Origin of the sequence: Pseudoxanthomonas sp. PXM04 (genome assembly GCF_014851695.1) — a bacterium.
Lineage (GTDB): Bacteria > Pseudomonadota > Gammaproteobacteria > Xanthomonadales > Xanthomonadaceae > Pseudoxanthomonas_A > Pseudoxanthomonas_A beigongshangi.
This window is the reverse complement of record NZ_JACVAG010000001.1, coordinates 29139-54252: the sequence shown is the minus strand read 5'-3', so window position 1 is coordinate 54252 and position 25114 is coordinate 29139. Positions and strand designations below refer to the sequence as shown.

Sequence of the window (25114 nt, the reverse complement as noted above, 5' to 3'; positions counted from 1 at the left end):
CGGCGCCAGCGCGGCGGCGGGCGGCGCCCATTCGGCCGAATCCATGCACGTCGCGGAGATGACCGACGCCCGCCTGGCCAAGGTGTACTTCGATGTCGGCTCGGCGGTGGTTCCGGCCGATGCCAGCGCGCGGCTGGCCAGCGTGCTCGGCAGCCTGCACGCCAAATCCGACAGCAAGGCGCGGGTGTCCGGCTTCCACGACGCCAGCGGTGATCTGGCGACCAACCAGGAGCTGGCCAAGCAGCGCGCGCAGGCCATCCAGCAGTGGCTGGTGGTCAATGGCATCGCCGCCGAGCGCATCGAACTGGACAAGCCGATGCAGACCGAGGGCAACGGCAACGCCGACGAGGCGCGGCGGGTGGAAGTGAAGGTGGAATAGCGCGAACCGGCATTCGTCGGCGCAATCAGACAGGGCGGCCCATGGCCGCCCTGTTTGTTGTGGATACCCCATCTTGTGGGAGCGACGTAAGTCGCGATGCGCCGATCTTCGACGGATGCGGTCCCGTAAGAGCCTCGCGACTTACGTCGCTCCCACAGGTCAGGGACTCACCGGGTCGGCTGCAGCGCCACCACGCGCACGTTGAAGGAATTGCAGGCCTTGTCCACGCAGATGCCGTTGAGCCATGCCTCGCCACTGCCGAACATCACGCCCTTGTAGTTGACGAACAGTTCCGAGTAGCGCTGGCGGACGATCGCGTCGGCCATCGCCGGCGTGACGATGCGGCCGTACTGGGCGATGAATTCCGGCGCATTCCGGATGGTCGTGGCCTTGCCGTCGACCGTGGTCTTGAACGGGAAGTCGATCATCGCCGCCACCGTGGCGGCGTCCTTCTGCGCGACCGCCTGCTGGAACGCCAGGATTGCGGTTTCATAGCGCGCGGCGTCGCCCAGCAGCTGGCCGATGCGCTGGTTGACCTCGGTGTGATCGTCGGCTTCACCGGCCGCGGCGGGCGTCGGCGCGGCCGCGCCGCCATGGGTCTGCGCAATCGGTTCGGGCGTGGAAGACGCCGGCGCGTCCGCCGCCGGGGCCGCGGCTTCGGCCGGGACGGCAGCGGGTTCGGGAGCGGCTGCGGGTTGCGGTTCCGCGGCGGGTTTGCAGGCGGCCAGCAGCAGCATCGCGGCCACGGGAATCCATGCTTTCATTGTTCGCCTCCGGCAAAGGCGCGCGCGTCGCGCCACGGCGGCATGTTAGCCGGTTCCGTGGCGGCGACGCGGGAAGCGTGTCACTCCACGACTTCCGCCAGCACGCGGCGGCCGGTGGCGATCTCCACCGCCTCCTCCGCTTCGGTTTCGCGGCGCGCCGATTCGGCCAGCGCGCTCGCGCACGCCTCGGCCTGCTGCTTCAGGTACACCGGGCAGTGTTCCATCATGTAGTCCATGTCGAACTTCAGCCGCTCGACCAGGAAATCGACGAACGCGCGCACCTTCGGCGACATCATGCGGCCACGCGGAAACACCGCGTTGAACTCGAATTCCGGGCCGGTCCATCCGGCCAGCACACGCTGCACGTAGCCCTGTTCCAGGTAGGGTTTGACCATCACGTCGGCCGCCACCATCAGGCCCTCGCCGCACAGCAGCGCGCCCTTCAGCGCGGCCGGATCGTTGGCGACCAGGATCGGGTTGATCGCGAAGTCCTTGTCCTGGTTGCCGTCGTTGAGGGTCCAGCAGAAGCTGCCGCCGCCGCGCCGGTGCTTGGGCATCGCCAGCGCGCGATGGTGCTGGAGATCGTCCGGGCCCAACGGTTCGCCGTAGCGGGCCAGGTAGCTCTTGCTGGCGTAGACCTGGGTGCGCAGCACGCCCAGCCGGCGCGCGACCAGATTGGAATCGGGCAGGTTGCCCAGCCGCAGCGCCACGTCGATCTCGCCGCCGATCAGATCCAGCGGTTCGTTGCTGAGCAGCATTTCCACCCGGATCTCCGGAAACTGCGCATGGAATTCGCCCAGCAGCGGGGCAATCTTGTCGATGCCGATCGAGTAGGGCGTGGTGAAGCGCAGCCAGCCGCGCGGGCCACCCTGCAACTGGTTGACCGCGCTTTCGGCCTCGCTCAGTTCACGCGCGATGCGCTGGCAGTGTTCGTAGTAGATGTTGCCCGCTTCGGTGAGGCCCAGCTTGCGGGTGGTCCGATGCAGCAACTGCGCGCCCAGGCGCGTTTCCAGTTCCTGCACCTTGCGGCTGACCGTGGTCTTGGGCAGGCCGAGCGTCTTGGCGGCGGCGATGAAACTGCCCTGTTCGACCACCTTGACGAAGATCAGCGTGTCGTTGAGATCGTGGCTCATGGGGGAGACTCCGGGGAGGCGGATCCGGATTGGACCGCCAGCGGGATGATTATTCCCCTAAATCCGGACTAATCAAGTCCCCATTGAAGGCATAAGGTAGCCGCCTGTTCCGCTGGCGATGACCTCCCCATGTCGCTTTCCCTGCCCAACCGCCTTCCCCTGGCCGTCCGCCGTCTGTCCGAAACACCGGTCATGCGGTCGTTTGCGCTGGCCCATCGCGCGCCTGGCGTGGAGATCCGCCTGCGTCCGCGCCGCGCGGCCGAAACGGTGGAGGTGGGTCAAGGCAGCACCCCGTCGGCGACCGCTCCCTGGCTGTTCCCGATAATTATCCCGAATGCGGGAGTAAACATCCCATGAGCGGGATACTTGCTTCTTCTTTCTCCGGCCAGGCGGCGTCGCCGTCCCCGGCGCTGCGCCTGAACCTGGCCGCGACCGTGCGTTCCGGTTCCGCATCGCAGGATCGTGCAATCACGCCGCAGGATCCGGATATCGCTTTCCCGTCCGCCCGCCCCACACTTTCCCCCACGTCGGAACCCTCCCCCGCCGACGCGGTGAAAGCCACCGCCCCGGACAATGCCGCCGCCTCCCTCCCCCAAGCGCCTGGCGGCGTGTCCGGCCTGCTGGCCAGGTGGTGGCGCCGTTGGTCACGGGGACAGTCCGCCGACACGTCGACCGAACCGTCGCGTGCGCGTCTGTCCCCGCGGCCGCCGGTGGCGGGTTTCCGGGAATTCACCGTGCCGCGCCGGATGCAGTCGGGCGCCGCGACCGTGCTGCGCGCCCGCGCGTTCGGCCAGCGCGCGCTGTTGACCGGCGCGGGTTCCCGCCGGAGCCGGCCATGAAAGGCACCGCCGCGCATCCGCAGGCGCTGGTGCTGGGTGCCGCCGGCACGGTCGGCGCCGGTGTGGTCGGCGCGCTGCTGGAAGTCGGCAGCCCGGTGCTGGCGGTTGGACGCGAAGGCCCGCGCATGCAGGCGCTGGCCGATCGCTTCACCGACGAGCCCGGCCTGGAGTTCATGCACAGCGGCTGCATCTTCAGCGATGACGATGCGGCGCGGCTGGCCCGGGACATCCGTGCGCGCGGCCGGCCGCTGCGCGCGGTGTTCGCCAGCCTGACCAGCCCGCTCGAATCCGGGCGCCTGCTGGACAAGCCCGCCGACGTGCTTCGCCACAAACTGGAAATGGACGTCATCCCGCACCTGGCCGCGGCCCGGCACCTGCTGCCGCTGCTGGCCGAGTCGGGTGGCACCACGCACTACATCCTGGTCGGCGGCCCGTTCGCCGAACGCGGATGGTCCGGCTACGGACATGCTTCGGTGACCGGCGCCACCATGCGGATGATGGCGCAGGTGCTGCACGAGGAAGCGCACGCACTGGGCGTGCGCGTGCAGTTGCTGTCGGTGGACAAGCCGATCTGCACGCCGGCCAACGCCGGCAACGCCTGCGCCGAATGGCCCAACGCGCTGGCGGTGGGACGCAATGCGGTGTCGTTGCTGAGCCGTCACGGCAAGCCACTGCCAATCGTCTCCTATTCGAAGGAGTTGGCGGCGGCACCGACCCGGACGCTGTTCTCCGATTTTCCCGCTTCCCGCTGGGGCGATGCCGCCCCCGCTTGACCTCAACTTAAGTTCAGGTCTTAGGCTTCACGCCCGTTGTTCCTCCCCCACCCACCACGAGACTTCCATGAACAAGTACATCGACATCGCTCCGCGTACGCGACGATTCCTTGCCCTGGGCGCGGCCAGCGTGCTGTCGCTGGCCATCCTGGCCGGCTGCAGCGGCGGCCAGGCCAGCGAAACCGGCGCCCCGCCGCCGCCTTCGGTCAGCGTCGCCCCGGTGCTGATCAAGCCGGTCAGCCAGTGGGACGAATTCAGCGGCCGCATCGAGGCCATCGAGAACGTCGAACTGCGTCCGCGCGTGTCCGGCTACATCGATCGCGTCAACTACACCGAAGGCCAGGAAGTGAAGAAGGGCGAAGTCCTCTTCACCATCGACGCGCGCAGCTACCGCGCCGAACTGGCGCGCGCGCAGGCCGAACTGGCGCGTGCCCGCACCCAGGCCGAACTGGGCCGCAGCGAGGCCGAGCGTGCGCGCAAGCTGTCCGAGCTGCAGGCCATCTCCACCGAGGAATACGAGCAGCGCCGTTCCGCCGCCGCCCAGGCGCAGGCGAACGTCGCCGCCGCCCAGGCCGCGGTGGACTCGGCCCGCCTCAACCTGGAATGGACCCAGGTGCGCGCGCCGATCGACGGCCGCGCCGGGCGCGCGCTGGTGACCGCCGGCAACCTGGTCACCGCCGGCGACAGCGCCAGCGTGCTGACCACGCTGGTGTCGCTGGACAAGGTGCACGTGCACTTCGACGCCGACGAGCGCGCGTTCCTGCGTTACGCCGAGATGGCCCGCAAGGGTGAACGCCCGAGCGAACGCGACGGCAAGGTGCCGGTGCAGGTCGCGCTGGCTGACGACCAGGGCTTCCCCTACAACGGCACGGTCGATTTCCTCGACAACCAGGTCGATCGCAGCACCGGCACCATCCGCGCCCGCGCGGTGCTGGACAACAAGGATCGCCTGTTCACGCCGGGGCTGTACGCCCGCGTGCGCCTGCTGGGCAGCGGCGAATTCAAGGCCGCGCTGATCGACGACAAGGCCGTGCTCACCGATCAGGACCGCCGCTACGTCTACGTGGTCGACAAGGAAGGCAAGGCGCAGCGCCGCGACGTCAAGCTGGGCCGGATGGTGCAGGGCCTGCGGATCGTCGAACAGGGCCTGGTCGCCGGTGACCGCGTGATCATCAGCGGCGTGCAGAAGGTGTTCTTCCCCGGCATGCCGGTGAACGCCAAGGTGGTCGCGATGGATGCCAAGCCGGAAGACAAGGCCCCCGCGCGCGACGCCGTCGCCATGAAGTAAGCCCCGCCGCGCCCGCCGGAGGCGGGCAACGCATTGACTGAGCCGTCCCTCCCCACCTCCCCCACGTCGTGGGAGGGGCGAGTCCTCTGCTTTCCCATTTTCCAGGAAATCCACCCATGGACTTCTCAAAGTTCTTCATCGACCGGCCGATCTTCGCCGCGGTGTTGTCGATCGTGATCTTCGCCGCCGGCCTGATCTCGATCCCGATGCTGCCGATCGGCGAATACCCCGAAGTGGTGCCGCCCTCGGTGGTCGTGCGCACGGTCTATCCCGGCGCCAATCCCAAGGTCATCGCCGAAACCGTCGCCACGCCGCTGGAAGAAGCCATCAACGGCGTCGAGGACATGATGTACATCAAGTCCGTCGCCGGTTCCGACGGCGTGCTGCAGCTGACCGTGACCTTCAAGCCGGGCACCGATCCGGACGAGGCCGCGGTGCGCGTGCAGAACCGCGTCGCCCAGGCGCAGGCGCGCCTGCCCGAGGACGTGCGCCGCCAGGGCGTGACCACGCAGAAGCAGTCCCCCGTGTTCCTGATGGTCGTCCATCTGGTCTCCAAGGACGGCAAGTACGACTCGCTGTACCTGCGCAACTACATGCGCCTGCACGTCAAGGACGAGATGGCGCGCATCACCGGCGTGGGCGATGCCCAGGCCTTCGGTGGCGGCGACTACGCGATGCGCATCTGGCTGGATCCGGACAAGGTCGCCGCGCGCGGCCTGACCGCCAGCGACGTGCTGCGCTCGGTGCGCGAGCAGAACGTGCAGGTCTCGGCCGGCCAGCTCGGCGCCGAGCCGATGCCCAACGGCAGCGACTTCCTGCTGCCGATCAACGCCAAGGGCCGCCTGGAAAGCGCCGAGGAATTCGGCGACATCGTGCTCAAGAGCGGCAGCGAGGGCGAAATCGTGCGCCTGTCGGACGTGGCCCGGATCGAACTGGCCGCCGGCGACTACACCCTGCGCGCCCGCCTGAACGGCATGAACGCCGCCGCGCTGGGCATCTTCCAGGCACCCGGCGCCAACGCGCTGGAAATCCGCGACGCGGTCGTCGCCAAGATGGCGGAAATCCGCAAGAAGCTGCCGCCGGGCGTGGAAATCACCTCGGTGTACGACACCACGGTGTTCGTGCGCGATTCGATCAAGTCGGTGATCACGACGCTGCTGGAAGCCACCCTGCTGGTGGTGCTGGTGGTGATCCTGTTCCTGCAGACCTGGCGCGCCTCGATCATCCCGCTGCTGGCGGTGCCGGTGTCGGTGGTCGGTACCTTCGCGGTGCTGTACCTGCTGGGCTATTCCATCAACACCCTGACCCTGTTCGGACTGGTGCTGGCGATCGGCATCGTGGTCGACGACGCCATCGTGGTGGTGGAGAACGTCGAACGCCACATCGAGGAAGGCGCCACCCCGCTGGAAGCGGCGCACCTGGCGATGAAGGAAGTGTCAGGCCCGATCATCGCGATCGCGCTTGTGCTGTGCGCGGTGTTCGTGCCGATGGCGTTCCTGACCGGCGTGACCGGCCAGTTCTACAAGCAGTTCGCGGTCACCATCGCCATCTCCACGGTGATCTCCGCGATCAACTCGCTGACCCTGTCGCCGGCGCTGGCCGCCAAGCTGCTGAAGCCGCACGGCGCGCCCAAGGACGCCCCGGCGCGCATCATCGACCGCCTGTTCGGCTGGCTGTTCCGCCCGTTCAACCGGTTCTTCAAGCGCAGCTCCGAGCGCTATGAGGGCGCGGTCTCGCGCGCGTTGGGCCGTCGCGGCGCGGTGTTCGCGGTGTACGCGCTGCTGCTGCTGGGCGCGGGCGTGATGTTCAAGGCCGTGCCGGCGGGCTTCATCCCGCTGCAGGACAAGCTGTACATCATCGCCGGCGTGAAGATGCCGGAAGGCGCCTCGATCGAACGCACCGATGCGGTGCTGAAGAAGATGGCCAAGATGGCGATGGAAGTGGAAGGCGTGCAGGACGAGATCGCGTTCCCCGGCCTGAACCCGCTGCAGTTCACCAATACCCCCAACAGCGGCGTGGTGTTCTTCAACCTCAAGCCGTTCGGTGACCGCAAGAACAGCGCCGAGCAGATCACCGCCGAGCTGAACCAGAAGTTCTCCACCATCCAGGAAGGCTTCACCTTCGCGCTGATGCCGCCGCCCATCCAGGGCCTGGGCAACGGTTCGGGCTGGTCGCTGTTCATCGAGGACCGCACCCGCCTGGGTTATGGCGAGCTGCAGAATGCGGTGCAGGCGTTCCAGGGCGCGGCGTCGCAGACGCCGGGCATGGGCTTCCCGATCAGCAGCTACCAGGCCAACGTGCCGCAGCTGGACGCCGAGGTCGATCGCGTCAAGGCCAAGGCGCAGGGCGTGCCGCTGACCGAGTTGTTCGACACCCTGCAGACCTACCTGGGTTCGGCCTACGTCAACGACTTCAACATGTTCGGCCGCACCTGGCAGGTCATCGCCCAGGCCGACGGCCAGTTCCGCGACAACGTCGAGGACATCGCCAACCTGCGCACCCGCAACGCCAACGGCGAGATGGTGCCGGTCGGCAGCATGGTCAACATCAAGCAGACCTACGGTCCGGATCCGGTGATCCGCTTCAACGGCTATCCGGCCGCCGACCTGCTGGGTGAAGCCGATCCGCGCGTGCTGTCGTCCGGTGAGGCGATGGCCAAGGTCACCGAGCTGGCCGAGAAGGTCCTGCCGACCGGCATGGGCATCGACTGGAGCGACCTGAGCTACCAGCAGGCGACCCAGGGCAAGGCCGCGCTGGTGGTGTTCCCGCTGGCGGTGATGCTGGCCTTCCTGGTGCTGGCGGCGCTGTACGAAAGCTGGACCCTGCCGCTGGCGGTGATCCTGATCGTGCCGATGACGCTGCTGTCGGCGCTGCTGGGCGTGTGGCTGACCAACGGCGACAACAACGTGTTCGTGCAGGTGGGCCTGGTGGTGCTGATGGGCCTGGCGTGCAAGAACGCGATCCTGATCGTCGAGTTCGCCCGCGAGCTGGAACTGCAAGGCAAGAGCATCGTCGAGTCGGCGCTGGAAGCCTGCCGCCTGCGCCTGCGTCCCATCGTCATGACCTCGGTGGCGTTCATCGCCGGTACCGTGCCGCTGGTGCTGTCGACCGGCGCCGGCGCGGAAGTCCGCTCGGTCACCGGCATCACCGTGTTCGCCGGCATGCTGGGCGTGACCCTGTTCGGCCTGTTCCTGACCCCGGTGTTCTACGTGGCGCTGCGCAAGCTCGCGCATCGCCCGCTGGTCTCGCACGCCCCGGCGCACGCGACCGGTGAAGCACACCCGTAAGCATCCCTTTCGTCCTTTGGTTCGTTTCTCCCTCCCCCACTCCCTGGAGAATCCCATGCAAGACACATCCCGCATCGCCCTCGTCACCGGCGCCACCCGCGGCATCGGCCTGCACACCGTGCGGCAACTGGCCGAGGCCGGCGTGCACACGCTGCTGGCCGGCCGCGATCGTGCCAAGGCGGTCGAGGCCGCGCTCAAGCTGCAGGCCGAAGGCCTGCCGGTGGAAGCGATCACGCTGGACGTCACCGACGATGCCAGCATCGCCGGGGCCGTCGGCACCGTCGAGGCGCGCCACGGCCGCCTCGACATCCTGGTCAACAACGCCGGCATCCTGGTCGACGAAATGGGCAAGAAGGTCTCCGAGCAGACCGCCGCGACCTGGCGCAAGACCTTCGACACCAACGTGTTCGGCCTGATCGCGGTGACCCAGGCGTTCCTGCCGCTGCTGCACAAGTCCTCGTCCGGCCGCATCGTCAACGTGTCCAGCATCCTGGGCTCGGTGGCGCTGAACGCGGATCCGTCCTCGCCCATCTATGACTTCAAGGTGCCGGCCTACAACGTCTCCAAGAGCGCGGTGAACGCGTGGACGGTGCAGTTGGCCTACGAACTGCGCGACAGCCGGATCAAGGTCAACACCATCCATCCCGGCTACGTGAAGACCGACATGAACGCCGGCGAAGGCGAACTGGAAATCGCCGACGGCGCCCGCACCAGCGTCGCCCTGGCGCTGATCGACGACAACGGTCCGCAGGGCGGCTTCTTCTACCAGGGAGAGGTGCTGCCATGGTGATCCGTTCCCTCGTCGTCGGCATCGCCTCCGCGCTGCTGGCCGCCTGCGCCACCGTCGGCCCGGACTACCGTGCGCCGGAACTGGCGCCGGCCACGCTGCCCAGCGCCAGCGAGACCGCGTTCAACGACACCCGGCCGGTCGCCAACTGGTGGTCGCAGTTCGAGGATCCCACCCTCGACCAGCTGATCGCCGACGCGCTCGCCGCCAATCCCGATCTTTGGATCGCCGCTGCCCGGGTCCAGGAGGCGCGCGCGGTGTTCAGCGAGCGTCGGCTGGATCTCGCCCCGCACGTGCAGTTGGGCGTGGAGCAGACCCGCAGCAAGCAGCCGGTGGCCGATCAGGGCCGGGTGGAAACCGAAACCGACAGCGTCGGTTTCGACGCCGCCTGGGAACTGGATCTGTTCGGCCGGCTGCGCCGTTCGGCCGAGGCCGCGCATGCGGACCTGCAGGCCCAGCGCAACGACATGACCGCGATGCAGGTCAGCGTGGCGGCGGAAGTGGCGCGCAACTACTTCGAACTGCGCGGCGCGCAGAAACGCCTGGACGTGGCCCGCAAGACCCTGGGCAATCTCGGTGAGACCCAGCGCCTGACCGAGTCGCGCTGGGAGCTCGGCGCGGGCACCGAACTGGAAGTGCAGAGCAGCCTGGCGCGGATGAAGGCCATCGAGGCGACCCTGCCGGTGCTGGAAACCGCCGAGGCGCAATCGCGCCATCGCATCGAAGTGCTGACCGGCCGCCGGCCGGGCACGCTCGACGCGGTGCTGGCGCCGCGCGAAACACCGGCGCTGGTGAAGGTGCTGCCGATTGGCGACACCGGCAGCCTGCTGCGCCAGCGTCCGGACGTGCGCGCGGCCGAGCGTCGGCTCGCCGCCGCCACCGCGCGGGTCGGCGTCGCCACCGCGGATCTGTTTCCGCGGGTGAGCATCCGCGGTTTCGTCGGCTTCCTCGCCGGTGATTTCAGCGGGCTGATCAACGGCGACAACAAGGCCTGGTCGGTGACGCCGTCGATCAGCTGGGCGGCGTTCGATCTGGGCAGCGTGCGTGCGCGCCTGCGCGCGGTGCAGGCGCAGAACGACGGCGCGGTGGCCGAGTACGAGAAGGCCGTGCTGGGCGCGCTGGAAGACACCGAGAACGCGTTGCTGGGTTACGCCAAGCGGCAGACCCAGTTGCTGCGGGTCAACGAGCAGGCCACCGCGGCCCGCCGTGCCGCCGATCTGGCGGAGGCCCGCTACCGGACCGGCGCGTCGGACTTCCTCACCCTGCTCGATGCACAGCGCACGCAACTGGCCGCCGACGACGCGCTCGCGCAGGCCGAGGCCGGCGTCAACGTCGGCGTGGTCGCGGTCTACAAGTCGCTGGGCGGCTGGGGCGAACCGGACGTGGATCCGGCGCTGGCCAGCGTCAAGCGCGAGATCGGTGATCCCGCGCCGCGTGGCGAAAGCGACACGACGCTGGTGCAGCGCTGAAGTGAAGTAGAAGTACAGGACAGGCTATCGGCGGAGCCGATGACGCCAAGGAAGGCGTGGGGCCGGGTCGGGTGGACCCGGCCCCGCTTATTTCAGCCATGCCAGCGGGTGGTACCGAGCGCGCGGGTCATCTCGTCGGCCAGTTGGCGAAAGCAGCGGGCCAGCGCGGAAGGCTTGAGCCGGATCGCGTCGTCGGCATCGTCGCGGCGATGTGCCGGCATCACCAGCGCCGCCATCATTTCCAGTTGATCACGCACTTGCTGCAATTGCAGTTGCGCTTCTTCCGGAAGGTGGTAACCGGGATCTTCGTCCGGCGTTCCGCGTGCCTGCATCGTCGTCCTCCTGTCAGCGATCCTTGCATCGTGCGCGCGGATGAAAAACGTGAAAAACCACACTATAAAAACGCACATCACGATGGTTAGAGAGCCTTGCATATGCACCCGTGATAGGCAAGCCTGTTTGCCTGCCGACGGGCGCGACCGTTAGCGTATGCGCATGGTCAAGTCAGGCCCCACTCTCGCTCAGCGACTCACACAAGCGCGTGCCGCGATCGGCATGTCACAGGAACAGATCGCACAGGCGGTCGGCATCACCCAGCCGAGTTATTCCGCGCTGGAACGCGGTGTCAGCAAGAGCACTTCGAAGATCGGTTCGCTCGCCCACGTACTCGGCGTGGATGCGTACTGGCTGGAAACCGGCGAAGGCCAGCAGCCGCGCCGCGGCCACGTCGCCGAATCGCGCGCGGATTACCGGCTCGCCAGCGAACAGCGCCGCCTGTTGAAGCTGTTGGGCCGGCTGAGTCCACGCAAGCGCCAGGCGCTGCTGGATCTGTTGCAGGAGTGATCGCGCATCCGTGCATCGGCGTGCGCCCGCCGATGGGGATGGATGCGATTGCCGGCGGAAAGAGAAACGGGCGCATCCTGCGTTGGGATGCGCCCGCTTCGTGCCACACACGTTGATGTCGTTTGTCGTTTCCGGTTACTTCGCGCCGACGCTCAGGCCGCTGCTGTCGACCTTGCCGACGCCCTTGACGCCACGCGCCACCGATACGGCCTTGTCGACCTGGGCCTGGTTGTCGACCCGGCCCGAGAGCTTGACCACGCCATTGGTGGTCTCGACCTTGATGTCGAGGCCGGAGACGTCCTCGGCGGCCAGCAGTTCGGTCTTCACCTTGGTGGTGATCCAGGTGTCGTTGACCGGCTGGCTCGAATCGCCCTGCGAGGCGGACTGCGCGCGCTGCTCTTCCGGTTCGGTCTGCTGCTGCGCGAGCGCGCCGGCGCAGATCAGCGACAGGCCGGTGGCGCAGGCCACGGCCAGCAACGGACGGAAAACACGGGGAGTTGACCTGTTCATGGTTCCTCCTGTTTTGCGGAAACCGTGGCCAGTCTTCCCACGCCGGCGTACAGCAGGCGTGAAGAGCGGCGGTTTGCGCCGCTTCCGGCAGGTGCGCCATTCAGTTGCGCCATGCAGACGTTAAGATCGCGGCACGATGAGTCCGGAGAACCCGCGCATGACCACCTCCCTCAATGTCGCCCTGCTCGGTTATGGCTTCGTCGGCAAGGTGTTCCACGCGCCGCTGCTGGGCCGCACGCCCGGCTGGATCCTGCACACCGTGGTGTCGCGCGATGCCGGCAAGGTGCATGCGGACCTGCCGCATGCGCGGGTGGTGGCCGATCCGGCGGAGGCATTCGCGGATCCGGCGATCGACGTCGTGGTGATCGCCACGCCCAACGACACCCACGCGCCGCTGGCCATCGCCGCGCTCGCGCAAGGCAAGCACGTGGTGGTGGACAAGCCGTTCACCCTGTCGCTGGCGGAAGCCGAGCGGGTGATCGCACAGGCGCGTGCCAGCGATCGGCTTGTCAGCGTGTTCCAGAACCGGCGCTGGGATGCGGATTTCCTGACCGTGCGCCAATTGCTGGCCGATGGCGTGCTCGGCGAGGTGGCGGAGTTCCACTCCCATTTCGATCGCCATCGCCCGCAGGTCGCGCAGCGCTGGCGCGAAAGCGACGTGCCCGGTGCGGGTCTGTGGTACGACCTGGGCCCGCACCTGGCCGATCAGGCGCTGCAGTTGTTCGGCACGCCGCTGGCGGTGCAGGCGGATCTGGCGAAGCAGCGCCATGGCGCGCGCGCGCCGGACTACTTCCACGTCCAGTTGCGCTACCCGCGCGTGCGGGTGCACCTGCACGCGGGTTCGCTGGTGCCCGGCAACGGCCTGCGCTACGCCGTGCACGGGGATCGCGGCAGCTACCTCAAGCACGGACTGGACGCGCAGGAAGATCGGCTGCGCGCCGGCGGCCTGCCCGGCGACACCGGCTGGGGCGCGGATCCCCGCCCGGGCGAATTGGTCCTGGCCGGCGAGGACGGCGTACCGACCACGCATACGGTCGACAGCCTGCCCGGCGACTACCGGCACTACTACGCGGCGATGCGCGCGGCGATCGTCGACGGCGCGCCGCTGCCGGTCACCCCGGAGGAAGCGCTGGCGGTGATGCGGCTGATCGAACTGGGCATCCGCAGCGCCGACGAACGCCGCGAAATCCCCTACGCGTAGAGCGGAGCTTGCTCCGCAGGTGCCGCGCGCGGGAGGTTTCTTTTTCGCCGGACATCTCGGAGCCGAGCAAGCTCGGCTCTACGTGTAGAGCGGAGCTTGCTCCGCTGGTGCCGCGCGGGAGGTTTCTCTTTTCTCCGGGCACCTCGAAGCCGAGCAAGCTCGGCTCTACGTGTAGAGCGGAGCTTGCTCCGCTGGTGCCGCGCACGGGAGGTTTCTCTTTTCTCCGGATGCCTCGGAGCCGAGCAAGCTCGGCTCTACGTGTAGAGCGGAGCTTGCTCCGCTGGTGCCGCGCGCGGGGAGGTTTCTCTATTCTCCGGACGCCCCGGAGCCGAGCGAGCTCGGCTCTACGTCATGGGTCGAGCAGGCGGGGGCCGGGGCCTTCGTCCGCCAGTTCATCCAGCGGGTTGCGCAGCGGGCAGACCTTCAGCGACAGGCAGCCGCAGCCGATGCAGCTGTCCATGTGATCGCGCAGGCGGGTGAGCCGCTCGATGCGGTCGTCCAGATCCGCCTGCCAGCGCGCGGAAAGCTTGCGCCAGTCGGCGGCGGTGGGCGTGCGCCCTTCCGGCAGCGAAGACAGGGCCTCGCGGATCTCGGCGAGCGGAATGCCGGTGCGCTGCGCCACCTTGATGATCGCGACCCGCCGCAGCACCTCGCGCGGGTAGCGGCGCTGGTTGCCGGCATTGCGCCAGCTGTGTATCAGGCCCTTGCTTTCATAGAAATGCAGGGTGGAGACCGCCACCCCCGCTCTCGCCGCCACTTCGCCCACGGTCAATTCCATGCAGACGTTCGCCTTTTTCTTCGCCGTTTCCGGTTTGGCTTGCGCGGACATGGCCACACTCGCTTGACCTCAATATTGATTGAGGTTTTACCCTGTGCAGCCTCTCCCTGCAAGTCCTTGATGCGTCATGACTCCTCCCCTCGACCTGGCCCTGATCTATGGCAGCAACCGTGAAGGCCGCTTCTGCGACGTGGTCGCCAACTGGATCCGCGGCCAGATAGACCAGCGCCGCGACTACGCGGTGGACGTGGTCGACCCCGCCCTGATGGACCTGCCGCGTCGGCACGGCATGACGCCCTCCGCCGATCTGGTCAACCTGCAGCAGCGGATCTGGCGCGCCGATGCCTTCCTGCTGGTGGTGCCGGAGTACAATTACGGCTATCCCGCGGCGCTGAAGTTCCTGATCGATTCGGTCCAGGAGCATTGGCAGGCCAAGCCGGTGGCGTTCGTCGCGTATGGCGGCGTCAGCGGCGGTTCGCGCGCGGTGGAGCAACTGCGCCAGGTGTTCTCCGGACTGCACGCCTGCGCGGTGCGCAATTCGGTACTGTTCCCGATGGCGTGGGACCGTTTCGGCGCCGATGGGCAGCCGCGCGACGCGGCGGCCAGCGCGCAGGCCGCCTCCACCATGCTCGACCAGTTGGCCTGGATGGGCCATGCCCTGCGCCAGGCGCGCGCGGCCTGGCCCTATCCCGCGCGATGACGGCCCACCGCCGCCGGAGATGGCGGGGCGGCATTCCCCCTGACGTGCCGCGTGCACATGGAAGACCCGACCGATGTTCCGATTCTTCGAAAAGCGGATTGATCCCTATCCCGCCGGCGAACCCGCCACGCCGCCGCGCAAGCTGTTCGCGTTCCTGCTGCATTACTCGCGGCCGCTGCTGCCGTGGCTGCTGCTGATGTCGGTCCTGACCGGTGCCATCTCCGCGCTGGAAATCCTGTTCTTCGATTTCATGGGCGATCTGGTCGACTGGCTCGGCAGCGCCGATCGCGCCAGCTTCCTGTCCACCCACGGTTCGACCCTGCTGTGGATGGGCACGCTGGTGGTGGTGGTGTACCCGCTGCTGGTGCTGGTGCAGTCGCTGGTGATCCACCAGACCATCTTCGGCAACTACCCGATGATCGCGCGCTGGCTGTCGCACCGCTACCTGCTGCGGCAGAGCGTGTCGTTCTTCCAGGACGAGTTCGCCGGCCGCATCTCGCAGAAGGTCATGCAGACCGCGCTGGCGATCCGCGAGACGGTGATGAAGCTGATGGACGTGTTCGTCTACGTCGCCGTCTATTTCGTCGGCACGGTGATCCTGGTCGGGCGCGCGGACCTGCGCCTGATCCTGCCGCTGGCGCTGTGGCTGGTCGGCTACCTGGTCATCCTGTTCTGGTTCGTCCCGCGCCTGCAGCGGGTGTCGATGGCCCAGTCCGACGCGCGCGCGCAGATGACCGGCCGGATCGTGGACAGCTACACCAACATCCAGACCATCAAGCTGTTCGCCCACACCATGCGCGAGCAGGACTACGCACGCGACGCGATGGACGAGTTCATGGTCACCGTGCACCGGCAGATGCGGCTGGTCACCCAGCTGACCGTCAGCCTGCACAGCATCAACGCGCTGCTGCTGGCCGGCGTGGGCGGACTGGCGGTGATGGCGTGGCTGCAGGGTTCGATCTCGCTGGGCGCGATTGCGGTCGCGATCGCCCTGGTGATGCGCATCCGCTCGATGTCGGACTGGATCCTGTGGGAAGTCGCCAGCCTGTTCGAGAACATCGGCACGGTCGAGGACGGCATGAACACCATCGCCCAGCCGCTGGCGATCACCGACGGCGACGGCGCGCGCGACCTGGAGGTCAGCCGCGGCGAGATCCGCTTCGAGCACCTGCAGTTCCAATATGGCCGCACCTCCAAGGTCATCGAGGATCTGTCGCTGGTCATCCGTCCGGGCGAAAAGGTCGGCATCGTCGGCCGCTCCGGTGCCGGCAAATCGACCCTGGTCAACCTGCTGCTGCGCTTCTACGACCTGGAGGGCGGGCGCATCCTGATCGACGGGCAGGACATCGCCCGGGTCCGCCAGGAGTCCCTGCGCCGCAACATCGGCATGGTCACCCAGGACACCTCGCTGCTGCACCGTTCCATCCGCGACAACATCCGCTACGGACGGCCGGACGCGGACGAGGCGCAGATCGTCGAAGCCTCCCGGCGCGCGCACGCGGATGAGTTCATCCGCACCCTGACCGACGCCAAGGGCCGCAGCGGCTACGACACCCATGTCGGCGAGCGCGGCGTGAAGCTGTCCGGCGGCCAGCGCCAGCGCGTGGCGATCGCGCGCGTGCTGCTGAAGGACGCCCCGATCCTGGTGCTGGACGAAGCAACCTCGGCGCTGGACTCGGAAGTCGAGGCCGCGATCCAGGAACAGCTCTACGCGCTGATGGAAGGCAAGACCGTCATCGCCATCGCCCACCGCCTGTCCACCATCGCCGTGCTCGATCGCCTGGTGGTGATGGACCAGGGCCGCATCATCGAAACCGGTAGCCACGACGAACTGCTGCAGCGCGACGGCCTGTATGCGGCGCTGTGGCGTCGGCAGTCCGGTGGTTTTATCGGATTGGATGTGGCGGAGGTGGGGTGACGGCGGGGATTCGGGATTCGGGATTCGGGAATCGGGAATCGGGAATCGGGAATCGGGAATCGGGAATCGGGAAATGCTGCTCTTGCCTCCCCCTTTGAAAAAGGGGGATTGAGGGGGATTTGCTTTTGGCGCCAAGAGCAAATCCCCCGTCACCTGCTTACGCAGGTGCCCGCCCCCTTTTTCAAAGGGGGCAATTGCGAGCTCCGGTTTTTTGCCTCCCGCTTGGCCCGCCATTCGGCGGTTGAGAAGCGCTTGAGGTGAGGGGGATTTGCTCTTCCCTACACCAGCCATCCGCGCACCACGCACTTCTGCGCGTAGCGCCAGAACAGCAGGGCGATGACGATCAACACCGCCGGCATCACCAGCCCCGCCACGCCGTAGGCATCCCAGGCCGGCGTCACCAGGTAGGCGCCGATCATCTGCACCAGCAGCGCGAGCAGGGAGACGAAGAACATCGTCACCGCCCAGCGTTTCCCCATCAGCATGCCGATTGCACCCAATACGCCGCCGAACACCGCGATCGCGAAGGCCACGTTGAGCCACATCGGCGTCGCCTCGTAGACCTGGCGCTGCTGCTCGGTCATCGCTGCCAGCGCTTCGGCGCTCATGTTCACCTGCATCCAGAACATCGCCACGCCGATCAGGTTCCAGATCAGCGCGAGGACGGCGACCAGCCAGAACCCCTTGGAACGCGGAATCTCCATCGTGCCGTTCATATGCCCTTCCCTCCCCAGGTTGTCGGACGGCGCGAGCATACGCCCGGCGGACTGTCATTGCGCTTACGTCCTCAACGCGGGGCGAGCCTCCAGACAACATTTCCCACATCGTCCGCCACCAGCAACGCGCCGCCGCGGTCGAACGCCACGCCGACCGGCCGACCGCGCGCGTTGCCTTCGGCATCGAGGAAGCCGGTGAGCACGTCGATCGGCGATCCCGTCGGCTGGCCCTGCGCGAACGGCACGAACACCACCTTGTAGCCCGCCGGTTCGGAGCGGTTCCAGGAGCCGTGCAGGCCGATGAACGCGCCTTCGCGGAAACGCGCCGGCATCGGTTCGCCGCGCGCGAAGGCCAATCCCAGCGCCGCCACGTGCGCGCCCAGCGCATAGTCCGGGGCGATGGCGCGCGCGACCCGCGCGGGATCCTGCGGCTGCACCCGCGCGTCCACGTGCGCGCCGTAATAACTGTAGGGCCAGCCGTAGAAAGCGCCCTCGCGCACGCGGGTCAGGTAGTCCGGCACCAGTTGATCGCCAATTTCGTCGCGCTCGTTCACCACCGTCCACAGCGCGCCGGTGACCGGTTCCCATGCCAGTCCGACCGGATTGCGAAGGCCAGAGGCATACACGCGCCGCTGGCCGCTGGCGATGTCGATTTCCAGCACCGCGGCGCGGTCGGTCTCGTGCGCCATCCCGTTCTCGCCGATGTTGCTGTTGGAGCCCACGCCGACGTACAGCCGGCGTCCGTCGGCGCTGGCCAGCAGGCTCTTGGTCCAGTGGTGGTTGATCGGCCCGCCGGGCAGATCGGCGAGCTTCACCGGCGTGGCGTCGATGCGGGTCTGGCCGGCGCGGTACGGCACCCGCACCACCGCGTCGGCGTTGGCGATGTAGAGCTGGTCGCCGACCAGCGCCATGCCGAACGGCGAGAACAGATCCGACAGCAACACGTGGCGGGTCTCGGCGACGCCATCCCCGTCCGCGTCGCGCAACAAGGTGATCCGGTTGGCGCTGGGTACGCCGGCCCCGGCCTTGGCCATCGTGCGCTTCATGAACCAACTGCGCAGTCCCCCCTTCTCGCCGGGCTTGGGTGGCGCGTTGGTTTCCGCCACCAGCACGTCGCCATTCGGCAGCACGTACAACCAGCGCGGATGATCCAGATCGCGGGCGAACGCCTGCACCGCCAGTCCTTCGGCGGCGGTTGGCGCCGCGCCCTCCGGCCAGCCGACCGCGGGAGCAATGTTGACCGTGGGAATCCAGCGCTTCTGCGGAGCCGGCAGTTCCGGCCGCGGCCCGGTTTCGCTGGCCTGTTGCGCAACGGAGGGGGCGCATGCGGTGATCAGCAGCGCCAGCCCTCCTCCCAGGATCTTCCGCATGCCCATGGCCGCGCTCCTCGAGAAGGACGATTCATGCTGGCCCTCCGAGGGCGAACGCCGTGTCAAGACCAGCTCAGGCGTCGTCCTGGCGTTGCACCGACACCGCCGGCACGCCGTCCTCGTCCATCCGCACACGGATTTCGATGGGCCGGCAGCAGACCTGGCAATCCTCGACATAGTCCTGATCCCCGGCCGTATCGTCGACGAACAGCGTGATCGCTTCACCGCAGTAAGGGCAGTCGATATCGGCGGAAGGCAGTTGCGGCATGGGTCGATGCCGGCTCAGGCGGAACCGAGCTGCACGATCTCGCGGATGCTATCCATCCACAGATAGTGCGCGCGTGCGGGATCGCGCTGGTCGTCCAGGCGGACCACCGCGTTGAAGCCTTCCACGCCGTCGGCGTCGCGGAACACCTGCACGCTCGGGCGGGTGGAGACGGTGCCGGTCAGCGTGCCGCCATCGGTGAGGCGCAGTTCCACCACCGCCTCGTCGGGCAGCGCCCGCACCATCGCCTCGAGCCGTTCGATGTCGGCCTGCCGCGTGTACAGCGTCTGCGGAACTTCGATCATGGCCGCCGCTCCAGGGAGGGACGATTCCACTCTAGCGCCGCGACGATAAGCACCCGTGAAGGTGGCGGACCGTCAGGCGATCAGCTCGAGCAGCGCGCGCGCCGCCGGTTCGGACGAGGCGGGGTTCTGCCCGGTGACCAGCTTGCCATCCACCACCACGTGCGGCTGGAACGGCGGAGCGGCCTCGAAGCGCGCGCCCTTGGCCTTCAGCTCATCCTCCAGCAGGAACGGCACGATGTCGGTGAGCTCCACCGCCGCTTCCTCGGCATTGGTGAAGCCGGTGACCCGCTTGTCCTTCACCAGCGGCTGGCTGAGCGTTCCCTGCGCGTGGCGCAGCACCGCCGGTCCATGGCAGACCGCCGCCACCGGCTTGCCGGCGGCGAAACGGGATTCGATCAGGCGGATCGAATCCGCATCCTCGGACAGATCCCACAGCGGGCCATGCCCGCCGGGATAGAACACCGCGTCCACGTCCTCGTCGAGCACGTCCGCCAGCGGCCGCGTCTGCGCCAGTTCGGCGATCGCGACGGTGTCGTTGTTGAAGCGCAGCGTCGCCGGCGTCTGCGCGTCGGCGGCGTCGCTCTTCGGATCCAGCGGCGGCTGGCCGCCGCGCGGCGAGGCGAGCACGATCTCCGCGCCCGCATCCTTGAACACGTAGTACGGCGCGGCGAACTCCTCCAGCCAGAAACCGGTCTTGTGGCCGGTTTCGCCCAGGCGATCGTGCGAGGTCAACACCATCAGGATCTTCATGATCCGGCTCCATGCGGGAACATCGGGGAAGTGGCGACGCTAGCAGCGCAACCGCTAAAGGCAGGTAACGATCCCGTGGCGATCGCGTTACCGTCACCGCCCTGTCAACTTTCCGGATCAGCCCTGCTTGATGCGATGCCCGCCGAATTCGTTGCGCATCGCCGCCAGCAGCTTGTCGGCGAAGGAATCGTCCTCGCGCGAACGCAGGCGCTCCAGCAGCGACATGGTGATGACCGGTGCCGACACGTCCAGATCGATGGCCTCGGCCACCGTCCAGCGGCCTTCGCCCGAATCCTCGACGTACGGCGCGATGCCGGCCAGGGTCGGATTCTTCTTCAGTGCATCGGAGGTCAGGTCCAGCAGCCAGGAACGCACGACGCTGCCATGGCGCCAGATTTCCGCGACCTGCTGCAGATCGATGCCGAAGGCTTCCTTGCGCTCCAGGATGGCGAAGCCTTCCGCGAACGCCTGCATCATTCCGTACTCGATGCCGTTGTGGATCATCTTGGTGAAATGGCCCGCGCCGGAGGGACCGACATGGCCCCAGCCGCGATCGGCCGCCGGCGCGAGGGTTTCGAACACCGGCCGCAGCGCTTCCACCGCCTGCTTATCGCCGCCGATCATCAGGCTGTAGCCTTCGGCCAGGCCCCACACGCCGCCGCTGGTGCCGCTGTCGACGTAGTGCACGCCGGCCTCGGCCAGGCGCGCGCCGCGGCGCATGGTTTCCTTGTAGTTGGAATTGCCGCCGTCGACGACGGTGTCGCCGGCCGACAGCAGCGGCAGCAGCGTATCCAGGGTGTCGTCGACCACGCCCGCCGGCACCATCACCCAGACAATGCGCGGCGACGGCAGCGCGGCCACCACCGCCTGCAGGGAATCGGCAATGGCGATGCCGCGCTCGGCCGCCTGCTTGCGCGCGGGTTCGCCGGGGTCGTAGCCGTGCACGCGGTGTCCGCCGCGGGTGAGGCGTTCGGCCATGTTGGCGCCCATGCGGCCCAAGCCGATCATTGCCAGTTCCATAAATGCTCCTGAGTTCGGGGGAAGTGAGTGGAGGGGGAAATCGCGTGGCTCAGGCGGCCAGCCAGGCCCGCAGCAGGTCGTTGGTTTCGCGCGGCTTTTCCATCGGCGGAAGATGGCCGCAATGGGTGAACACGTGCAATCGCGCGCCGGCGATGCCGGTCTGGAGGATCCTGGATTCCTCCGGCGCGGTCATGCGGTCGTCGTCGCCCACGCCGACCACGGTCGGCATCGACAGGGTGGGCAGCAGCGGCTGCGAATCGGGGCGTTCCAGGATCGCGCGCTGCTGGCGCAGGAAGGCGTCGCGGCCCACCCGCTCGGCCATCGCCATCACCTCCTCGCCGACCGGCGTGTCGACCCGGCTGGCATGCACCAGTTGCGGCAGCAGCTTGCGGGTGACCCCGGCGAAGCGGCCGCGCTCGGCCAGCGCCAGGCTGGCCCGGCGCACCGCCGCGCGCTTGGGCGGATCGGCACGCGCGCTGGTCGACAGCAGCGCCAGCCGCTCCACCCGCTGCGGCGCCTGGCGCAGGATCTCGAACGCCACGTAGCCGCCCATCGACAGCGCGCCCAGCGCGAACCGCGCCGGCGCCCGCGCCAGCACGCGCGCGGCCATCGCGCCGACGCTGTCGTCCAGGGTCAGGTCGGGGACGGTGATGTCGGCCAGGTCGGCCAGGCCCTCCACCTGGTCCCGCCACAGCCGTGCATCGCACAGCAGGCCGGGGAGCAGCAGGAGGGACGGGCGCGGGGAAGAAACGGGCATCCGCGAATTTTAGTCGCCCCGCGCCCCGAAGCCGAGCGCACGATGCTTTCCACGGGCGGAACACGCGCCTGGGCGTACCCTGAAAGGCCCCACGACGCCCCTCCTGAATGCGCATCCTGCTCACCGGCGGCACCGGCTTCATCGGCCGCGCCCTGTGTACCCGGCTCCTGGCCGGCGGCCATCGCCTGACCGTATGGTCCCGCCGCCCCGCCCTGGCCCGCCAGCGCCTGCCCGGCGTGGCGGTCATCGAGGATCTGGCCGAGGCGGGCGAGATAGAGGCGGTGGTCAACCTGGCCGGCGAACCGCTGGTGGGACGCCGATGGAGCGCCCGGCAGAAGCAGGCCATCCGCGATTCGCGCCTGAACACCACCGCCCAGCTGGTGCGCTGGATGGCCCCGCGCCTGCGCCGTCCGCATGTACTGGTCTCCGGCTCGGCGATTGGCTACTACGGCGCGCACGGAGACGCCCTGCTGGATGAATCCACCCCGGCCGGCGACGATTTCGCCGCCGTCCTGTGCCGCGACTGGGAACACGCCGCCATGCAGGCCGAGGATCTGGGCCTGCGGGTGTGCCGCCTGCGCACCGGCATCGTGCTCGGCGCCGACGGCGGCGCGCTGGGGAAGATGCTGCCGCCGTTCCGCTGGGGCATGGGCGGCCCGATCGGCCACGGCCGCCAATGGATGAGCTGGATCCACCGCGAGGATCTGATCGGCCTGATCCAGTGGCTGCTCGAATTCGAATCCGCGGGCGGCGCCTACAACGGCACCGCCCCCGAACCCGTGCGCAACCGCGAGTTCGCGCGCACCCTCGGGCGGGTACTGCATCGTCCGGCATTGCTGCCGACGCCCTCGCCGCTGTTGCGGCTGGCCTTTGGCGAAGGCGCGCAGTTGATGCTGACCGGCCAGCGCGTCATGCCCATGCACGCGCTGGTGGAAGGCTTCCGCTTCCGCTTTCCGCAATTGGAAGACGCCCTGCGCGACGTACTGGACAAGCCCGCCTGACCCGCGCGCAGGCGCATCGCGATCAGAACGACTGCCGCAGCACCAACTCCCAGCTGCGCGGATCACCCAGGTAGACCATGCTGTCGTTCAGCGCGTACACGACGTGGGTGCGGTCGCCGAGGTTGCGACCGCGCAGGGTGAGCCACGTGTGCGGACTCCATTGCCAGCTCACGTGCGCGCCCCACAGCGCGTAGCCGGCGGTGGACAGCGTGTTGGCCGCGTTCGCATGACGCGAGGACACGCCACGAAGGTCCACGCCGGCCGACCAGCGATCGTCGAAGGCGTAGTCCACCCACAGGTTGCCGACCCGCGCGGGCGTGTTGGCCGGCCGGTTGCCCGCGCGCGACACCGGCACGCCGCCGACGTTCTCGAAGAAATCATCAAGGCTCGCGTCCACCCAGGCCAGATTGCCCTGCACATCCAGTCCCTCCAGCGGTTGCCAGCCGAAGGTGGCTTCGACGCCGCGCGCCGATTGCCTGCCGATCGGCAGGGTCTGGCCAGGATTGGCCGGATCGCTGATGGCCAGGTTGTGGCGCACGATCCGGTACGCCGCCAATGTCGCGAAGTGGCGGCCATCGCGCGACTGGAATTTCGCGCCCAGTTCGCCCTGGCGGCCGGTGGTCAGATCGAAGTCGCGCACGTTGGCGAAGCTGGCCGTGCTGAGGATGCCGGCAGGCGGATCGGCGGCGGTGCTGTACTGCACGTACACGCTGGCCTGCGGCGTGATCGCCCAGTTCAGCGCGGCGCGGCCGGTGGTGGGCGTGTACTCGCGTTCGAACCGTGCCGGATTGCTCGCGCTGGCGGCGCGATGATTGACCACGTCCAGGCGGATGCGATCCCGGCGCAGGCCGGTCAGCAGTGACAGCGACGGGGTCAGTTCGGTCAGGTTTTCGACGAACAGGGCCTGGGTATGCAGTCGATTGGTGCGATCCGGCCGGTAGGCGAGTTGCGCGCCGGGCACGTCGAGGAAATCGCCCGGGGTGACCGCATCCAGCGGCACGGTGTCGATCACCGCCGGCAGCGATTGCGGGAAGCGGGTCTGGCGGTTGTAGCTGATGTCCAGTCCCGCGTTCCAGCGCGAAGGCAACCGGCCCAGGGCTCCGTCGTGGGACCACTCCAGCCGGTTGCCGTAGACCTGCTGATCGTGGCGCTGCAGCAGCGCGCCCGAGCGGATCACGCTACGGTTGTCGGCGCTCAGGCGATAACTTTCGACATTGCGGTAATCGCGCAGGGCGTCGTAGTGGTAGATCGTGTTGCGCACGGTGTCCGCCGCGCCCGGAGACCACTCCAGGATCGAGCGCGCCCACAGCACGTCCTGCCCGTAGTAGCCATCGGACACGTTGTAGTTGCGACCCACCGTTTCCGGCAGCACCGCCAGGCGCCCGCCGGCCGGCTGGCGCACCGGCGTGCCCCAGTAGGGACGGTCGTTGTCTTCCCGCTGATGCTCCAGCGCCAGCGTGTGGCGCAGCGTGGGCGTCCATTGCGCCAGCCACGACGCGGCGACGGTGGTCGCCTGGCGCCGCTGGCCATCGATGGCGCTCTCGGCATCGCGCGTGCTGACATCCAGCCGCAGCGCCTGGCGCGCGGCGTCGCCGCCCAGGCGCAGGTTGGCGCCCATCGCCACGCTGCGATCACGGAAGGAGCCAATGCCGGCCTGCCATTGCGCGTCGTCGCGTTCGAGGTTCGCCAGCCGGGTGACGTAGTTGATGGTGCCGCCGACCGCGCCGGCGCCGTACAGGAAACTCGACGGGCCGCCGATCGCTTCCACCCGTTCGTACTGCCAGGCGTCGACCGGGCGCGCGGCGATCGAGGCGTACTGCACGTCGATGCCATTGAACAGCTGGGTGATCTGGCTGCCGGAAAAACCGCGCAGGGTCACCGCGTTGCCGTTGCCCGGCGGCGAAGCCACGGTCAGGCCGGGAATGCCGGACAGCGCCTCCTGGGTGGTACGCACGCCGCGCGCATCGAGCGTGTCGCGATCGATGATGGTGATCGAGGCTGGCGTCTCGCGCACGCTCAACCCGAGCCGGGTGCCGGTTCCGGCCGGCGCATCCAGCGCGGCGCGCCGGCCTTCGACGCGGACGGCGTCGAGGGTGGTGGCCTGCGCATCGGCGGGTGGCGAATCCGCATCGGCGGCGCGCGCCATCGCGGACGTGAGAACGGAAGACAGGGCCGCGAGCACGGCCAGTGAAAGGCGGGACGCGCGAAGCGCGCCGCGATGATGCATCGACATGAACGTAAGACTCCGGAAGCGGCGCATG

25 protein-coding genes are annotated in these 25114 nt (G+C 68.3%); 12 read left to right on the top strand and 13 right to left on the bottom strand.

Translation table 11 applies throughout. From position 1 onward, the window contains the following. The first annotated feature begins 43 nt into the window (after nucleotides 1–43). Nucleotides 44–379 carry an OmpA family protein gene (locus IB228_RS19690; RefSeq protein WP_318289324.1) on the top strand — a complete coding sequence of 112 codons (336 nt, stop codon included), beginning with the start codon at nucleotides 44–46 and terminating at the stop codon, nucleotides 377–379. A gap of 167 nt (nucleotides 380–546) precedes the next feature. On the opposite strand, the gene IB228_RS00315 is transcribed toward IB228_RS19690, so the two are convergent. Together IB228_RS00315 and IB228_RS00310 are read right to left on the bottom strand one after the other, a co-directional pair. Then, on the bottom strand, nucleotides 547–1143 hold the full coding sequence (locus IB228_RS00315) for a hypothetical protein (protein ID WP_183644464.1): 597 nt from the start codon (nucleotides 1141–1143) through the stop codon (nucleotides 547–549). A gap of 80 nt (nucleotides 1144–1223) precedes the next feature. After that, a complete protein-coding gene (locus tag IB228_RS00310) occupies nucleotides 1224–2276 on the bottom strand; it encodes a LysR family transcriptional regulator (protein ID WP_183644467.1) in 1053 nt (350 codons plus the stop codon). Nucleotides 2277–2629: 353 nt separating this feature from the next. Here IB228_RS00310 and IB228_RS00305 point away from each other — a divergent pair, with 353 nt between their 5' ends. From IB228_RS00305 to IB228_RS00280, 6 genes are all read left to right on the top strand, one after another. After that, nucleotides 2630–3115, top strand: a complete 486-nt coding sequence (locus tag IB228_RS00305) for a hypothetical protein (protein ID WP_183644473.1) — start codon at nucleotides 2630–2632, stop codon at nucleotides 3113–3115. Beyond that, nucleotides 3112–3888: an SDR family NAD(P)-dependent oxidoreductase gene (locus IB228_RS00300; RefSeq protein ID WP_192197260.1), complete on the top strand. Its 777-nt coding sequence runs from the start codon at nucleotides 3112–3114 to the stop codon at nucleotides 3886–3888. The genes IB228_RS00305 and IB228_RS00300 overlap by 4 nt, the downstream gene beginning before the upstream one ends. Before the next feature lie 67 nt (nucleotides 3889–3955). Beyond that, the gene (locus IB228_RS00295; RefSeq protein WP_192197259.1) at nucleotides 3956–5176 is read left to right on the top strand and encodes an efflux RND transporter periplasmic adaptor subunit; all 1221 of its coding nucleotides are present in this window, start codon (nucleotides 3956–3958) and stop codon (nucleotides 5174–5176) included. 116 nt (nucleotides 5177–5292) lie between these two features. Next, nucleotides 5293–8463, top strand: coding sequence for a multidrug efflux RND transporter permease subunit (locus tag IB228_RS00290; RefSeq protein WP_183644482.1), 3171 nt, complete (start codon nucleotides 5293–5295; stop codon nucleotides 8461–8463). A 55-nt stretch (nucleotides 8464–8518) separates the two neighbouring features. Further along, nucleotides 8519–9253, top strand: a complete 735-nt coding sequence (locus IB228_RS00285; RefSeq protein WP_183644485.1) for an SDR family oxidoreductase — start codon at nucleotides 8519–8521, stop codon at nucleotides 9251–9253. After that, nucleotides 9247–10719, top strand: coding sequence for an efflux transporter outer membrane subunit (locus tag IB228_RS00280; protein WP_192197258.1), 1473 nt, complete (start codon nucleotides 9247–9249; stop codon nucleotides 10717–10719). The genes IB228_RS00285 and IB228_RS00280 overlap by 7 nt, the downstream gene beginning before the upstream one ends. Before the next feature lie 92 nt (nucleotides 10720–10811). Here IB228_RS00280 and IB228_RS00275 read toward each other — a convergent pair whose 3' ends face one another. Further along, nucleotides 10812–11051: a hypothetical protein gene (locus IB228_RS00275; RefSeq protein ID WP_141454044.1), complete on the bottom strand. Its 240-nt coding sequence runs from the start codon at nucleotides 11049–11051 to the stop codon at nucleotides 10812–10814. 157 nt (nucleotides 11052–11208) lie between these two features. Here IB228_RS00275 and IB228_RS00270 point away from each other — a divergent pair, with 157 nt between their 5' ends. After that, nucleotides 11209–11562 carry a helix-turn-helix transcriptional regulator gene (locus IB228_RS00270; protein ID WP_343227042.1) on the top strand — a complete coding sequence of 118 codons (354 nt, stop codon included), beginning with the start codon at nucleotides 11209–11211 and terminating at the stop codon, nucleotides 11560–11562. A gap of 135 nt (nucleotides 11563–11697) precedes the next feature. Here IB228_RS00270 and IB228_RS00265 read toward each other — a convergent pair whose 3' ends face one another. Beyond that, nucleotides 11698–12072, bottom strand: coding sequence for a BON domain-containing protein (locus IB228_RS00265; RefSeq protein ID WP_183644494.1), 375 nt, complete (start codon nucleotides 12070–12072; stop codon nucleotides 11698–11700). Nucleotides 12073–12229: 157 nt separating this feature from the next. Between IB228_RS00265 and IB228_RS00260 the strand changes: the two genes are divergently transcribed. Continuing rightward, a complete protein-coding gene (locus IB228_RS00260; RefSeq protein WP_183644498.1) occupies nucleotides 12230–13273 on the top strand; it encodes an oxidoreductase in 1044 nt (347 codons plus the stop codon). Between the two features lie 349 nt (nucleotides 13274–13622). Here the strand turns inward: IB228_RS00260 and soxR are convergent, their stop codons facing one another. Continuing rightward, nucleotides 13623–14102: a redox-sensitive transcriptional activator SoxR gene (soxR, locus tag IB228_RS00255; RefSeq protein ID WP_305076303.1), complete on the bottom strand. Its 480-nt coding sequence runs from the start codon at nucleotides 14100–14102 to the stop codon at nucleotides 13623–13625. Between the two features lie 76 nt (nucleotides 14103–14178). On the opposite strand from soxR, the gene IB228_RS00250 reads away from it, so the two are divergent. Both IB228_RS00250 and IB228_RS00245 read left to right on the top strand, forming a co-directional pair. After that, the gene (locus tag IB228_RS00250; RefSeq protein WP_183644501.1) at nucleotides 14179–14751 is read left to right on the top strand and encodes an NAD(P)H-dependent oxidoreductase; all 573 of its coding nucleotides are present in this window, start codon (nucleotides 14179–14181) and stop codon (nucleotides 14749–14751) included. A 73-nt stretch (nucleotides 14752–14824) separates the two neighbouring features. Next, entirely contained in the window at nucleotides 14825–16669 is a 1845-nt protein-coding gene (locus IB228_RS00245; RefSeq protein ID WP_183644504.1) for an ABC transporter ATP-binding protein, read from the top strand. A gap of 278 nt (nucleotides 16670–16947) precedes the next feature. Here the strand turns inward: IB228_RS00245 and IB228_RS00240 are convergent, their stop codons facing one another. The 7 genes from IB228_RS00240 to IB228_RS00210 all read right to left on the bottom strand — a co-directional run bounded on the left by IB228_RS00240 (nucleotide 16948) and on the right by IB228_RS00210 (nucleotide 21852). Continuing rightward, entirely contained in the window at nucleotides 16948–17385 is a 438-nt protein-coding gene (locus IB228_RS00240) for a hypothetical protein (RefSeq protein WP_183644507.1), read from the bottom strand. A gap of 71 nt (nucleotides 17386–17456) precedes the next feature. Further along, a complete protein-coding gene (locus IB228_RS00235; RefSeq protein ID WP_183644510.1) occupies nucleotides 17457–18761 on the bottom strand; it encodes a sorbosone dehydrogenase family protein in 1305 nt (434 codons plus the stop codon). A gap of 67 nt (nucleotides 18762–18828) precedes the next feature. After that, on the bottom strand, nucleotides 18829–19023 hold the full coding sequence (locus IB228_RS00230; protein ID WP_183644513.1) for a CPXCG motif-containing cysteine-rich protein: 195 nt from the start codon (nucleotides 19021–19023) through the stop codon (nucleotides 18829–18831). Nucleotides 19024–19037: 14 nt separating this feature from the next. Continuing rightward, nucleotides 19038–19325, bottom strand: coding sequence for a DUF3247 family protein (locus IB228_RS00225; RefSeq protein WP_192197257.1), 288 nt, complete (start codon nucleotides 19323–19325; stop codon nucleotides 19038–19040). A gap of 72 nt (nucleotides 19326–19397) precedes the next feature. After that, a complete protein-coding gene (locus tag IB228_RS00220) occupies nucleotides 19398–20075 on the bottom strand; it encodes a type 1 glutamine amidotransferase domain-containing protein (RefSeq protein WP_183644518.1) in 678 nt (225 codons plus the stop codon). Between the two features lie 117 nt (nucleotides 20076–20192). After that, entirely contained in the window at nucleotides 20193–21095 is a 903-nt protein-coding gene (gnd, locus tag IB228_RS00215) for a phosphogluconate dehydrogenase (NAD(+)-dependent, decarboxylating) (protein ID WP_183644521.1), read from the bottom strand. A 49-nt stretch (nucleotides 21096–21144) separates the two neighbouring features. Continuing rightward, nucleotides 21145–21852 carry an alpha/beta fold hydrolase gene (locus IB228_RS00210; RefSeq protein WP_183644524.1) on the bottom strand — a complete coding sequence of 236 codons (708 nt, stop codon included), beginning with the start codon at nucleotides 21850–21852 and terminating at the stop codon, nucleotides 21145–21147. Between the two features lie 107 nt (nucleotides 21853–21959). Between IB228_RS00210 and IB228_RS00205 the strand changes: the two genes are divergently transcribed. Further along, nucleotides 21960–22853 (top strand): TIGR01777 family oxidoreductase, encoded by an 894-nt coding sequence (locus IB228_RS00205; protein WP_192197256.1) that lies wholly within the window; start codon nucleotides 21960–21962, stop codon nucleotides 22851–22853. Nucleotides 22854–22875: 22 nt separating this feature from the next. Here the strand turns inward: IB228_RS00205 and IB228_RS00200 are convergent, their stop codons facing one another. Beyond that, nucleotides 22876–25086: a TonB-dependent receptor gene (locus tag IB228_RS00200; protein WP_225562173.1), complete on the bottom strand. Its 2211-nt coding sequence runs from the start codon at nucleotides 25084–25086 to the stop codon at nucleotides 22876–22878. Nucleotides 25087–25114: the final 28 nt, after the last annotated feature.